The following is a 12,380-nucleotide window of genomic DNA, read 5'->3' on the forward strand; positions in this document are numbered from 1 at the left end:
GGTAACGGCATGGGCATGCTGGAACAGTTTTTACCGGCGTATTTGGAAGAGGTCGTTGGAGACCGATTCGGCCGTTATTCGAAATATATTATTCAGGACCGCGCTATTCCTGACGTAAGGGACGGGCTTAAGCCCGTTCAGCGCCGCATTTTGTATGCGATGTACGATTCGAACAATACCCCGGACAAGCCATACCGCAAATCGGCGAAAACCGTCGGGGATGTTATGGGTAATTACCACCCTCACGGCGACTCTTCGATCTATGAAGGCATGGTGCGGATGGCGCAGCCTTGGAAGATGGGCCATGTTCTGATCGACGGACACGGCAACTGGGGCTCGATGGACGACGACCCGGCAGCGGCAATGCGTTATACCGAAGCGCGCTTGTCGCCAATCGCCATGGAAATTTTGCGCGATATCGATAAACGGACCGTCCAATTCAAGGATAACTTCGATAATACGACGAAAGAGCCGGTTGTATTGCCGTCCCGCTATCCGAACCTGCTGGTGAATGGCACAAGCGGGATTTCGGCCGGTTTTGCGACGGAAATTCCGCCGCATAGCCTTCGAGAAACCATCGATGCTTGCATTGCCGTCATGGCTCGTCCGGAGATTACCGTTGAAGAGCTGATGGGCATCGTGAAGGGTCCGGATTTCCCGACCGGCGGCATTATTATGGGCGAGGAAGGAATCCGCGAAGCCTATACGACGGGCAAAGGCCGAATCTATATCCGCTCGAAAGTCGAGATCGAGGATGTACGCGGCGGCCGCCAGCAGATTACGATTACGGAAATTCCGTACCAGGTCGTGAAATCACGCCTTGTCAGCGCGATGGAAAATATCCGTCTCGAGAAGAAGGTAGAGGGGATCTCCGAGGTTCGCGACGAGAGCGGGCGCAACGGTCTTCGAATCGTTGTTGAGCTGAAGAAGGAAGCGGATGCGAACGGCATTTTGGCTTATTTGCTGAAGAAAACCGATCTTCAAGTCACTTACAACTTCAACATGGTCGCGATTGTGAACAAAGCGCCGCAGCAGCTTGGCATCAAGCAGATTCTAAGCGCTTATATCGAGCATCAGAAGGAAGTCGTGACTCACCGCACCAAATACGAGCTTGAGAAAGCCGAAGAGCGTGCGCATGTCGTGGAAGGCCTCGTAAAGGCGCTGAATATCCTCGACGAAGTAATTGCGACCATCAAAGCTTCCAAAAACCGCGCTGACGCGCAAAACAACCTCGTAGCGAAATACGGGTTCAGCGAGCGGCAGGCGGATGCCATTCTGACACTCCAATTGTATCGTTTGACGAACCTGGAGATAACGTCGCTGGAGAAAGAATTGAAAGAAACGCAGAAGAAGATCGCTTACCTGCGTTCGATCCTCGAGAGCGAGAAGAAGCTGCTTGGCGTAATCAAGGATGAGTTGACGGAGATCCGCGAGAAATACGGCATCGACCGCCGCTCGTCGATCCGCGGCGAAGTGGAAGAGCTGAAGGTGAACCTGGAGGTTATGGTTCAATCCGAAGACGTAATTGTTACGCTTAGCGAAGAAGGCTACATGAAGCGGACAAGCATGCTGTCGTTCACCCGGTCGGGCGGCGATCTGCAGACGGCAGGGGTGAAGGAAGGCGACGCCATCAGCAGCGTTTACGAAGTAAATACGATTGATAATCTGCTGCTATTCACCCGTAAAGGCCAGTACTACATGCTTCCCGTGCATCAAATTCCGGAGTTCAAATGGAAGGATACGGGGACGGCGGTCGTCAATATCGTACCGATTCCGAAAGACGATTCCATCATAGCCATTATTCCGGTGAAAGATTTCAATCTGCCTGGAGCATCGCTTGTATTTGTTACGAAACGCGCCCAGGTGAAACGGACGGAGCTTAAAGAATACATGACCACCCGTTCAACCGCCATTGCAGCCGCCAAGGTTGCGGACGGAGACGAGGTTATCCGAGTTATGCTAAGCGACGGAACGAAGCAGCTGCTGCTCGTCAGCAAGCTTGGCATGAGCATTCGATTCAGCGAGCAGGAAGTAAATGCAATGGGGCGCGTCGCCGCAGGCGTACGCGGCATGCAGCTTAGAGAAGAGGATGAGCTGATTGCGGCGGAATGGGTTGCGGATGACGAAGGCGAAGTGCTCGTCGTGACGGATTTGGGTTATGCGAAACGCACGCTGCTGCTTGACTATCCGCTGCAAGGAAGAGGCGGCAAAGGCGTTCAAACCTTCGAATTCAAGGAAGGCAAGCGCGTGAAGCCGAACGGCTCCGCACTCGTCGCAGCTTTGTACTGCAAGGAAGAGTTAGGCATTATAGCGCTTACATCGCAAGGCGGCCAGCTTGCGGCGTCTTCGGAAAAAGCGCCGATTGAAGACCGGAAGTCCATTGGACGCATCCTGCTTCCGCTCGATAAAAACGATGTTATTGCGACGATCTTTATCAGACCTGAAATATCTCCTCAATCATAAGGCCGGTTAGGCGGATCAAACCGTTCAATCAACCGAATGATTGCATCAAACATGACCCACATTGGCACCAGCTCATCCGGGCGGTCAAGCCATTGTGGGTCTTTTATGATGCCGTAGGCTTTTATCTTGCGAATGATTTCTGCTTTTTGGTCATCCATAGGGATCACTCCTTCATGCATCGATTCGACGAATTGGTCAGATGCCTATGCCCATTGTATGTCTACTGTTGTCAGAATGTTCGACTTTATCGCGATTAATGACTCAAATTATTAATCGGGTTAACCTTTTATTCGACATTAGCGAATGTTATAATTGGTATAAATGAGAAAATTGGACAGGAAGCGGGTGCTCATATGGTTTCAGAAGAATTTACTCGGCTGTGGATGAAGATGACAAGAGATTGGAAGGATAGTTTGGAAGATGGACTTGCGCCTCTGACGGAAGGTCAATTGAATGTACTTGATATTTTGCTGCGGCATGAGCCAATGAAGCCTTCTGAACTGCTGCAGTATCTTGCGACAACTCCTGCTGCCATTACAACTTTGCTCGACAGGATGGAGCGCAACGAGTTAATTGTACGTACAAGAGACAATCAAGACCGCAGGATCGTATGGGTTTCCGTATCGGAGAAAGGAAGAAGCGAGGCCCAGCGCGGAGCGGAAGTCCGCTCCAAGCTTATTGGAGATTCGCTGGACCGTATTTCTTCCCATAACCAGCAGCTTCTCGTGTATCTGCTGGGCAAGGTTGCAAATGCTTGATTAGCTTTACTGTGAATCCGTGTTTAACATAGCGCGCAGACGATTGCGAAGAACCTTAAGCGTTTGCTTCATGGAGCTGTAGTCATTCTCCGTAAGCAAGCTGTCGCTGGCCGCTGTAATCGTCTGCTCGACCGGCAGGATGCGGTATTTATAATAGCTGCCCGATAAGTAACGGTGTACCCATGTAGGAGTTGCTTCAATATCCGATAGCTCGATTGAGCCGTCGGATTTATTTTTTCGTACGGTTACTTTATAGATTACGCCATAATCCTTAGTGTCGCCGCGCTGTGCGGAGATGAAATTGCCCATAGAATAAATAATAAGTCCGTGTCTTTCATGTCCGCTCGCGTCGGTCGTATCAAGTACCTCGTACGGCTGTATAACATGGGGATGGGAGCCGGCAATGATATCCGCTCCTTCGGCAACCAGCTTGCGGGCGAGCTGCTTCTGCTCATCGTTAGGCGTTGTCTGATATTCGATGCCGAAGTGCAAAGCTATCGTTACAAAATCCGCGCCAAGCTTTTTCAAGCGATGAATATCGTTTATCATTTTCTGCTCATCGATTAAGGAGACGGCGTACGGCTTGCCCTTCGGAAGCGGGATTCCGTTAGTTCCGTAGGTGTAAGCGAGCAGCCCCATCTTGATGCCGTTATGCTCGACAATGACAGGCGTATCCGCTTCTTCCTGGGATTCCGCCGTACCTTTGATGACAAAAGGATATTGCTTGAGATGCTGCAAGGTGAGCATCAGTGCTTTGTCGCCTTTGTCGAGCGAATGATTATTGGCATTGGTCAGGATATTGAATCCGGCATACTGCAGCGCGTCCAGCAGCTCCACCGGAGCATTAAAACTTGGATAACCCGTATAGCCGTATGCGGGGCCGGCAACCGGTGTCTCCAGATTCGCCATTACCCAGTCGCCTTGTTCAAGAATCGGTTTGACTTCGTCGAAGAAATAATTGAAGTTGTATTTCTTCGTTTTGCTGTCATACGCGCCGGGAAGCTCCGGCTTATGCATCATGATGTCGCCTACGGCCATCCATACGGCTTCCTCGTATTCCGGGGTTGGCACTGGCGTTGGCACCGGCGTTGGCGTCGGCTCCGGCGTCGCGGTTGGTGCAACCGTAGGGTCCGGAGTGGCTGAAGGCTCTGCGGAAGGCTCAGGACTGTTTGAGACGACAGTTGGTTTGACGGAGTCCTGCTTGAGAGTTGCGGTAACGATAATCAAGATACCCGCTGCCGAAAGCAGCAGGAGAAAGAAATGAATGGTCAGGCGCTTCTTGCTTCGCATTCTGCGCATGAAGGGCGAATCCCTCCTTAAAGGTAGATGCTGGATGCTTCCTCGAGCTGATCGCTTGTCCACCAGGACCATGCGGGAGAACCGTATGGAACGGACCGGAAGCATTGAAGCTCTTTCGTAACCGGATGAGGCGCTTCCACCGAAGTAGACCAAAGGGCGATATCGGTTACGGACGCCGTGGCCGGAGCGCCGTATTTGCGGTCTGCGACAAGCGGACAGCCGATATAAGCCATTTGAGCCCGGATTTGATGCGGTCTGCCGGTATGCAGCTTTACGGCGATCAGGGAGTAACCTCCAGCCTGTGCGCATACCTTGTATTCCAGAATGGCTTCCTTCGCTTGGTCTGCGGGTTCTTTGAATACGGTTACTTGATTGCGTTTGGCGTCTTTGCGTATGTAATGGCGAAGACGGTCCTGCTGCTTAGCCGGTTTGCCGTGAACAACGCAGACATAGGTTTTGCCGAAAGTGCGGCTTCTGACGGCTTCGGACAAGCGGGACGCCGCCTTGGAGGTTTTTGCGAACAGCATCGCTCCGCCAACGGGCCGGTCCAGTCTGTGAACGAGGCCGAGGAAGACATTCCCCGGCTTGTTATGGCGGATTTTCAGATCCTGTTTAATTAGCGTCAGCATGTCAGGGTCCCCAGTCTCGTCCTCTTGGGACGGGATTCCGGGGAGCTTGACTACGGCAATAATATGATTGTCTTCATACAATACCGGTATTTGAGTTGCTTCGTTCCCTGCAGCCATTATTCCGACTCCCAGCGTCCAAGAATGCCGCAAGGCAAATGCAGGCCCGATTGGGTGATCGGCAAGCCGATTTCGCCGCAGTTGATCATGCCGCCGAATTTGCCCTTCATCGTCGTATGCAGCAAATTATGGAGCACGGTCGGAGACAGGCCGGTCGTATAGGAGTTGATCAGCAGGAACAACGGGTTATCCGAAAGGATAGTCGTACAGAATTCTAGGAACGGATAGAGGTTCTCTTCCAGCTTCCAGGTTTCGCCGTTAGGTCCGCGTCCGTAAGAAGGCGGATCCATGATGATCGCATCGTATTGGCGGCCGCGGCGCTGCTCGCGCTGCACGAATTTGAAGACATCATCGGTAATGTACCGGATTGGCGCGCTTTCAAGGCCGGATAGCTGCGCATTTTCTTTCGCCCATTGCACCATGCCTTTGGAAGCGTCCACGTGCACGACTTCCGCGCCGGCTGCCGCTGCAGCAACCGTAGCTCCGCCGGAGTAGGCAAACAGGTTCAGCACGCGGATTGGACGGCCTGCGGAACGGATTTTGTCCATCATCCAGCTCCAGTTCACCGCTTGTTCGGGGAACAGGCCGGTATGCTTGAAGTTGGTCGGCTTAATGTGAAACTTAAGCTCGCCGTAAGCGATGGTCCAGCGCTCGGGCAGGCTGGATTTGAACTGCCATTGTCCTCCTCCGGAGGAGCTGCGGTGATAATGCCCGTCTGCCTTTTTCCAGGCTCCGGATTCATCGGCGATTGGCCAAATGATCTGAGGATCCGGACGGCGGAGAATATATTGGCCCCAGCGTTCAAGCTTGTCCCCCGCACCAGTATCAATGACCTCGTAATCAACCCATTTATCTGCTACGTACATGTTATTGTAATCCTTCCTTGGTGTATAATTTTCGTTGTATTATAATGAAAGTCTTCGACTATTATAACGAAGCGCACCAGATGAAGCAATTAGGTTCATGCTTACGAAGCAAGAATCGCCACAAAAAGCGCGTGACAATTCTTTTCAGGAGGGACTTATTATTCGAAAACAAGGGTGGTTAATCGGTTTAACGGCAAGCTTGATTATCTTTATCACAGATGCGATGCTGGCTTCGCGCCATAATGTCTCGCAGCTGGATGAATCGGTTGCGGATTGGTTTGCAAGCATACATAGCGGTACCTTAACCGATGTGTTCAAGGCAATGACAACATTGGGGTCAACGGTAGGCATTATCGCAATTACGCTTTTGCTTGCGATATGGTTTGCCTGGAAGCAGGGGTGGAAGAGCGCGGTTCTGCTCATTGCGGGGGTAGCGGGGGCCTATGTAGTGAATACGCTCGTGAAGTCCGGCTTTGACCGGGCAAGACCGGCAATGGCTTGGGGAATCGAAGCTGACGGATCGAGCTTTCCGAGCGGCAATGCCATGCTGGCTATTGTGATGTACAGTCTGGCGGCGGCCTGGGTTTTAGCGGATAGCGGTATAAACCGTACGGTGAAGTGGATGACGGCTATGATCGCTATTGCGTTGATCATACTAATGGGAGCATCGCGTTTATATTTCAGCGTGCATTACGCCACTGACATAATCGGCGGTTATGCAGCCGGATTTGCAATCGTATGCCTCGTAATGGCTCTTGCCGGGGGGAAGAGGCTTAGTAGCCGCTAGTCAAAGTTGGACAGCGGCTAATTAAGACTCCCGGATAGCATCCAGCATTTTGTCGATGGATTCCTTGCGTTTGTCTTCGTCCATGTTATTGAGCAGACGGATGATCTCAGCCGCATCTGCTGCTACTTGAGGCTCTGTACCGCGTGTATCACCATCGATAATAAAATCCGTAGTGACTTCAAAAAAGGACGCTAGCTTAATCAGAGTCTCGTACACGGGCTGCCGGTTGTTGATCTCGTAGTGGCTGTAAGCGGATCGCGTTATTCCGATGGATTGTGCAACTATTTCTTGCGATAAGCTTCGCTCTCGGCGCAGCTCCTTTAGGCGATCTCCCATCGTCAAGGTCATTCGCTCCTCACATTGGTATCAATCAAGCAATATGTTACACTCACTAATAGTAATTTATGATACGAATCGTATCATTGTCAAGCTTTATATGAGAAAGTTACTAATATAATAAAAAAAAATAGGAAAGGGGATTGGAAATTATGGTTTTGACCTTTGAATGCGAATGCGGCAACAAAACAGGGCTGTTTGCAACCGGAGACCGCGATGAAACAGGAAGAGAATTTATCGAGCTGGAAGACGATGACCGCATGACTTATATCGTCGGAGAAGACGGAGTACTATTTAAATGTAAGTTTTGCGGATACACTTACCGTATGGACAAGCTATAAAACACAAAAAAATTATCAAAATGCATATTGAAATCCGGCCATGTTCGGAGTAGTATAGAGGATAAGTTGTACGTACAACTTATCCTCTATTTTTATTTTATTTTCAGATCATGTACGTACAAATTCATTCTCAGCTAGGAGGAATTATGGTGTTATCCATTAAACCTTATCAATTTTGGTTTGTAACAGGCAGTCAGCATTTGTACGGTCCAGAGACTTTGGAAGAGGTTGCCGTGCATTCGCAAAGCATTACTGCGGGATTAAACGAATCTTCTAACCTTCCATTTGAGATTGTATACAAACCGGTAGTGACAACTCCGGAGGAAATTTACAAAGTTTGCATTGAAGCGAAAGCGGATCCAAATTGCGCGGGCGTTGTTGCCTGGATGCATACCTTCTCGCCGGCGAAAATGTGGATCAGAGGACTTTCCGAGCTCCGCAAGCCGCTCCTTCATCTGCATACGCAATATAACCGCGATATTCCTTGGGATTCCATTGACATGGACTTTATGAACACGAACCAGTCGGCTCACGGCGACCGCGAATTCGGTCATATTTTTGCCCGTCTTGGCCTTGACCGCAAAGTGGTTACCGGACATTGGCAGGAGGGCGAGGTTCAATCCCGCATCGGCGCATGGATGAACTCCGCAGCAGCGTCCATGGAGAGCAAGAACCTGAAGATCGCAAGATTCGGCGATAATATGCGTCAAGTAGCCGTTACCGAAGGCGATAAAGTCGAAGCGCAAATCCAGCTTGGCTGGCAGATTGACGGCTACGGCATCGGTGATCTGGTTGCCAGCATGAACGAAGTGAGCGATGCAGAGGTACAAGCACTGCTGAACGAGTACACAGAGCGTTACGAGATTGCAAGCAGCGTCCGCGACAATGCCGCAGCTTGGGCAGCTATCGAAGAGCAGGCAAAAATCGAGCTTGGCATGAAGCGTTTCCTGCAAGCAGGCGGTTATACGGCATTCACAACAACCTTCGAAGACCTGCATGGCATGAAGCAGCTTCCGGGTCTGGCTGTTCAGCGCCTGATGGAGCAAGGCTATGGCTTCGGCGGCGAAGGCGACTGGAAGACTGCAGCGCTTACCCGCATTATGAAGCTGATGGCCGGCAATGTTGGCACGTCGTTCATGGAGGATTATACTTACCATCTGGAAAACGGCAACGAGATGATTCTTGGCGCTCATATGCTTGAGGTATGTCCGACAATTGCGGAGAGCAAGCCTCGCATTGAAGTTCATCCGCTCGGAATCGGCGGCAAAGCCGATCCTGCGCGTATCATCTTCGACGGTAAAGCAGGCGAAGCCGTAAACGCATCCCTGGTCGACCTAGGCAACCGTTTCCGTTTGATCATCAACGAAGTTGACGCGGTGAAGGTTGAGAAGGAAATGCCTAAGCTTCCTGTTGCCCGCGTATTGTGGAAGCCGCGTCCATCCCTTCGCGATTCGGCAGAAGCATGGATCTATGCAGGCGGCGCGCATCATACGGCGCTGTCGTATGTCGTAACGACGGATCAGCTTGTTGACTGGGCAGATATGCTCGGCATCGAGGTTGTCGTTATTGACAACAACACAACAATCCGCCAGTTCCGCCAAGAGCTGCGCTGGAACGAACAAAGCTTCGGCCGCCGTTAATCCGTAAGGCAGGCAAAAGGGCCATTCCACTTGTCATTGACAATGGGATGGCCCTTTAATTTATTTTATAAAACGGATTTCATGAGTAACACCTGGTACAGCGAACTCCAACAGCTTTTTGCCCTCTTGAATGAGATCTAGCTGTTCCTCTTTCGTGAGAGGGCGGAATGGATCGATAAGGAGTGCAGCCCTCTTGGTGTCGCGTTCGATGGACCATAATCCTTCGATGTAACCATTCAAAAGAATCGTTGAGCGGAGGATGCCATTAGCGGTGAAAATTCGTTTGCCATAATTAAGATTCATTACTCGCGATCGGTCGGCGATACCAAGCAGCATGGGATCAAATTCTCCGAGGAAGCGGACCGGAGGCATGTTGCCGGGATCCGGACGAGGAGCATCGGGCAGATCAAATAACTCATTTCCTAGTTCATCTCGGAAAATAACAAGGCCCGGTCTAAGATTCTCGAAATAATCCTTAAGTCGAGTAAGCCCCGACCAAGCTTGCATATCCTTAACGGATGCAGGGCCGTAAGCACTCAGATATCGCAGTACAAGCTGCTCGACGTCCGGCTGCTCAAGCATAGGCTGCTCCATCCAAACTTCAGCGGAAGTATGAATGGCTTGACCGCTTTCTCCCCACAATCCGCGTGGCGGAACTTGAACGAGAGGGACATAGGTACGTACAGCTGCTGCAAGTGCCTCCGGATCGGAATCCGGCCAATACGGGGCTAGCAGCTTGCCAATCTCGCTGAAGGTAAGGGGCTGCTCCTCTACGAGTTTTCTTCCTTCCGATGCAAGGACGTTCAAATCAACTGCGGCAAGACGTTTGCCGAAGCTGCCCTTGAGTGCGCGCTCTTGAGCCGGCTGGACCCATGGTCTGAGAAGCAGGCAGTCATTTGCCGATACCAAATGAAGCGTGGAGCGCATCAAAGCGATCCTTACTGCCAACCGATTCGAGATAAGCGTGGATAGATCGTCTGGGACAAATCCCTCAAGCCTTGTCCAAAGCGAGTAGTAAGGTGCTTGGGGAGCTTGGGCCTGCAAACCGATAAACCATTCTAATGCATGGTGAACAGGCGTATTCGAACGTGCGAGCAGCATTTGCCTTGCAAGGATAGCCCGGTTTAGCTCCAATGAGCTTATGGGCATGCCTTTACTAGTCATGGTTACCAGCGCCTTTTTATTCAGAATTGCTTTCCAATTTAGAATCTATTTCCAATTAGAGTAGCTCTATTCGGCGAAAGTTACAAGTCTGGCAAGCGATAAAAGAGCAGGTGGGGTTTTATCCATACCTATAAAAAAAGCCGGCAACAGAAGTGGGGCATCAACCAATTATTGGCGACCCCGGACTTCTTTGCCGGCTTTTTATTGTTATCTCGAAGTTACTGCAGTTTTCTCGCGAGCGGTTGCAGGTGCGGCAGCTCGGTTCTTTCTTTCAATGGCCAAGCTGACCAGGTAAACAAGCATAAAGATGACCATGGCTACCGCTGCCCAGCGGTACATGATTGAATAGCTGGAAGCCGAAGCGACGATACCGAGCAGCATGGAGCCTACGGCTACCCCAAAATCAATCGTATTGTAATACAAGCTGTTCGCGAAGCTGACTTGATGAGGAGCTGCCTCGCGCAGCATCCATGCTTGCGTTGTCGGCTGGATGGCGCCAAAACCAAACCCGTACAGCAATGCGGATACGATAATGAGCGGAAGGGAGTCTGCATAGGACAAGATGATTAAGCTGGCAATGACAACAAGCGCACCCGGGATAACGATGGGCATCGGTCCGCGGCGGTCAAACAGCTTGCCGGAAATCGGACGGATAATAAAGACGGTAAATACAATAAATAAGAAGAACAGGCCAATCTGTTCAATATGTTTTTGAGCGCCATAGAGCGCAATAAACCCAAGGATACCGCCGTAAGTAACGGACATTAACACATTAAGAATAGCGGGCACCATCATACGGCCGGTTGAAGATTCGGAAGCCGATTCTCCTACTCCGGTCTTGTTTGCCGATGGAGCTGGTTTGGCAGGCTGCTTTGGAATGCTGCGCATAACAAGTAGCAACGGAATAATAAGAACGAGGGCAATCGTACCGATCATCGCGAGGGTCGTAAATCCAAATTGCTTAATGACGGAAAGACCAATCATAGGACCAAGGGACATAGCGATACTGGTCGATAAACCGAAGTAACCGATGCCTTCTCCGGTTCTTTTCTTCGGGATAATCTGCGACACCAGGGTAGGGATAATGGTACTCGTCATCCCGAAGCCGATACCAAACAACGCGCGAAGAATAAGAAGCGATGTCATGGAGCCCGCGAACGGGTAGAGGACAGTTGCTATTGCTGCCAATACAAGACCCACGAACAAAATAACGTTGCGGTGAACCTTGCGAAGCAAGGCAGCGGTGGCAAACCGCGTAACGATTGCGGCTAAGGCGAATAGGCTTGTTACAAGACTAAGCGCGAAGTTATTCGGATGAAATTGCTCTTTCGCGTAAGTAGGGAATGGAGACAGCAGCATTTGCAGGCTCAAGAACAGCAGTAAATAGCTGACCGTTAAGGTTACGAATGACCGGCTCCATAGTTTGTCTGGTTGTATATTCATGTTGCTCATTACTCCTTTTCTTGATCGATTAAGCCTTTTGCATGTTCATTTAACTTTTTCAGAAGGCTTGTCATTTGCTCGTATTCGTCCGTAGACAAGACTTGTGCGATTTCCACCATCGTGCTGTATTCAATCGGTTCGATGGCATCCGCCGTCGCTCGTCCTTGCTCGGTGATAAAAACCTGGAAGGAACGCCGGTCATGCTCGCTGGCACGCTTCGTAACAAAGCCTTTTGCCTCCAGGGAATCGAGGATTCGGGTTGTTGTAGGCTTATCTTTGCCCGCACGGTCGGCAATTTCCTTCTGTATTAAGCCGTCTTCCTCGCGGACACGGTAGAGAACGGCCCATTGTTCGGGCGTCAAGCCAAATTCCTTAATGCGGGAGCTAAAGAAATTCGTCAGCTTCCGGTAGGTTGCTCCGAGCAGGAAGCCAATCGAATGATCCAATCCTTTCTGATGCATAGCGAATCACGCTCCAAAATTAGTTGTTATAACAACTATATGCCTGACAACTAATTTTGTCAATTCGAAAATAGTG

The 12,380-nt window shown here is 50.6% G+C and carries 13 protein-coding genes; 5 read left to right on the forward strand and 8 right to left on the reverse strand.

Annotated features, from left to right (window positions below; translation table 11 throughout):
* Window positions 1-9 precede the first annotated feature (9 nt).
* Complete coding sequence (gyrA, locus tag ACR9FF_RS12575) at window positions 10-2,463, forward strand: DNA gyrase subunit A (RefSeq protein WP_435171417.1); 2,454 nt, start codon at window positions 10-12, stop codon at window positions 2,461-2,463.
* On the opposite strand, the gene ACR9FF_RS12580 is transcribed toward gyrA, so the two are convergent.
* The gene (locus ACR9FF_RS12580) at window positions 2,454-2,621 is read right to left on the reverse strand and encodes a hypothetical protein (RefSeq protein ID WP_164775626.1); all 168 of its coding nucleotides are present in this window, start codon (window positions 2,619-2,621) and stop codon (window positions 2,454-2,456) included. The genes gyrA and ACR9FF_RS12580 overlap by 10 nt on opposite strands.
* Before the next feature lie 195 nt (window positions 2,622-2,816).
* On the opposite strand from ACR9FF_RS12580, the gene ACR9FF_RS12585 reads away from it, so the two are divergent.
* A complete protein-coding gene (locus ACR9FF_RS12585) occupies window positions 2,817-3,221 on the forward strand; it encodes a MarR family transcriptional regulator (protein ID WP_127499002.1) in 405 nt (134 codons plus the stop codon).
* A 6-nt stretch (window positions 3,222-3,227) separates the two neighbouring features.
* On the opposite strand, the gene ACR9FF_RS12590 is transcribed toward ACR9FF_RS12585, so the two are convergent.
* Genes ACR9FF_RS12590 through ACR9FF_RS12600 form a run of 3 tightly spaced genes read right to left on the reverse strand, consistent with a single transcriptional unit; the run spans window position 3,228 to window position 6,132 of the window.
* Window positions 3,228-4,520 carry a CapA family protein gene (locus ACR9FF_RS12590; RefSeq protein WP_435171419.1) on the reverse strand — a complete coding sequence of 431 codons (1,293 nt, stop codon included), beginning with the start codon at window positions 4,518-4,520 and terminating at the stop codon, window positions 3,228-3,230.
* Between the two features lie 17 nt (window positions 4,521-4,537).
* The gene (locus ACR9FF_RS12595; protein ID WP_435171421.1) at window positions 4,538-5,266 is read right to left on the reverse strand and encodes an RluA family pseudouridine synthase; all 729 of its coding nucleotides are present in this window, start codon (window positions 5,264-5,266) and stop codon (window positions 4,538-4,540) included.
* Window positions 5,266-6,132, reverse strand: coding sequence for a class I SAM-dependent methyltransferase (locus ACR9FF_RS12600; protein WP_127498996.1), 867 nt, complete (start codon window positions 6,130-6,132; stop codon window positions 5,266-5,268). Before ACR9FF_RS12600 ends, ACR9FF_RS12595 begins: the two co-directional genes overlap by 1 nt.
* A gap of 97 nt (window positions 6,133-6,229) precedes the next feature.
* Here ACR9FF_RS12600 and ACR9FF_RS12605 point away from each other — a divergent pair, with 97 nt between their 5' ends.
* Window positions 6,230-6,919 carry a phosphatase PAP2 family protein gene (locus ACR9FF_RS12605; RefSeq protein ID WP_435171424.1) on the forward strand — a complete coding sequence of 230 codons (690 nt, stop codon included), beginning with the start codon at window positions 6,230-6,232 and terminating at the stop codon, window positions 6,917-6,919.
* 21 nt (window positions 6,920-6,940) lie between these two features.
* On the opposite strand, the gene ACR9FF_RS12610 is transcribed toward ACR9FF_RS12605, so the two are convergent.
* Complete coding sequence (locus tag ACR9FF_RS12610) at window positions 6,941-7,267, reverse strand: helix-turn-helix transcriptional regulator (RefSeq protein ID WP_127499213.1); 327 nt, start codon at window positions 7,265-7,267, stop codon at window positions 6,941-6,943.
* Window positions 7,268-7,407: 140 nt separating this feature from the next.
* Between ACR9FF_RS12610 and ACR9FF_RS12615 the strand changes: the two genes are divergently transcribed.
* Together ACR9FF_RS12615 and araA are read left to right on the forward strand one after the other, a co-directional pair.
* Window positions 7,408-7,596, forward strand: a complete 189-nt coding sequence (locus ACR9FF_RS12615) for a hypothetical protein (protein WP_015844100.1) — start codon at window positions 7,408-7,410, stop codon at window positions 7,594-7,596.
* A 149-nt stretch (window positions 7,597-7,745) separates the two neighbouring features.
* Window positions 7,746-9,236, forward strand: a complete 1,491-nt coding sequence (gene araA / locus ACR9FF_RS12620) for an L-arabinose isomerase (RefSeq protein WP_435172094.1) — start codon at window positions 7,746-7,748, stop codon at window positions 9,234-9,236.
* A gap of 60 nt (window positions 9,237-9,296) precedes the next feature.
* Here the strand turns inward: araA and ACR9FF_RS12625 are convergent, their stop codons facing one another.
* The 3 genes from ACR9FF_RS12625 to ACR9FF_RS12635 form a co-directional block, all read right to left on the reverse strand.
* Entirely contained in the window at window positions 9,297-10,400 is a 1,104-nt protein-coding gene (locus ACR9FF_RS12625) for a winged helix DNA-binding domain-containing protein (protein ID WP_435171427.1), read from the reverse strand.
* A 207-nt stretch (window positions 10,401-10,607) separates the two neighbouring features.
* Complete coding sequence (locus ACR9FF_RS12630) at window positions 10,608-11,843, reverse strand: MFS transporter (protein WP_435171429.1); 1,236 nt, start codon at window positions 11,841-11,843, stop codon at window positions 10,608-10,610.
* Window positions 11,844-11,851: 8 nt separating this feature from the next.
* Entirely contained in the window at window positions 11,852-12,304 is a 453-nt protein-coding gene (locus ACR9FF_RS12635) for a MarR family winged helix-turn-helix transcriptional regulator (RefSeq protein ID WP_127499207.1), read from the reverse strand.
* Window positions 12,305-12,380: the final 76 nt, after the last annotated feature.

The organism is Paenibacillus glycanilyticus (assembly GCF_051200795.1).
GTDB classification, from domain to species: Bacteria; Bacillota; Bacilli; order Paenibacillales; family Paenibacillaceae; genus Pristimantibacillus; species Pristimantibacillus glycanilyticus.

What these genes read in the sequence shown, in the direction of transcription:
- ACR9FF_RS12595 (WP_435171421.1), bottom strand. Translation starts at nt 5,266, where the DNA reads ATGGCTGCAGGGAACGAAGCAACTCAAATACCGGTATTGTATGAAGAC.
- ACR9FF_RS12590 (WP_435171419.1), bottom strand. Translation starts at nt 4,520, where the DNA reads ATGCGCAGAATGCGAAGCAAGAAGCGCCTGACCATTCATTTCTTTCTC.
- ACR9FF_RS12630 (WP_435171429.1), bottom strand. Translation starts at nt 11,843, where the DNA reads ATGAATATACAACCAGACAAACTATGGAGCCGGTCATTCGTAACCTTA.
- gyrA (WP_435171417.1), top strand. Translation starts at nt 10, where the DNA reads ATGGGCATGCTGGAACAGTTTTTACCGGCGTATTTGGAAGAGGTCGTT.
- ACR9FF_RS12585 (WP_127499002.1), top strand. Translation starts at nt 2,817, where the DNA reads ATGGTTTCAGAAGAATTTACTCGGCTGTGGATGAAGATGACAAGAGAT.
- ACR9FF_RS12635 (WP_127499207.1), bottom strand. Translation starts at nt 12,304, where the DNA reads ATGCATCAGAAAGGATTGGATCATTCGATTGGCTTCCTGCTCGGAGCA.
- ACR9FF_RS12605 (WP_435171424.1), top strand. Translation starts at nt 6,230, where the DNA reads ATGCTTACGAAGCAAGAATCGCCACAAAAAGCGCGTGACAATTCTTTT.
- ACR9FF_RS12600 (WP_127498996.1), bottom strand. Translation starts at nt 6,132, where the DNA reads ATGTACGTAGCAGATAAATGGGTTGATTACGAGGTCATTGATACTGGT.
- ACR9FF_RS12615 (WP_015844100.1), top strand. Translation starts at nt 7,408, where the DNA reads ATGGTTTTGACCTTTGAATGCGAATGCGGCAACAAAACAGGGCTGTTT.
- ACR9FF_RS12580 (WP_164775626.1), bottom strand. Translation starts at nt 2,621, where the DNA reads ATGGATGACCAAAAAGCAGAAATCATTCGCAAGATAAAAGCCTACGGC.
- ACR9FF_RS12625 (WP_435171427.1), bottom strand. Translation starts at nt 10,400, where the DNA reads ATGACTAGTAAAGGCATGCCCATAAGCTCATTGGAGCTAAACCGGGCT.
- ACR9FF_RS12610 (WP_127499213.1), bottom strand. Translation starts at nt 7,267, where the DNA reads ATGACCTTGACGATGGGAGATCGCCTAAAGGAGCTGCGCCGAGAGCGA.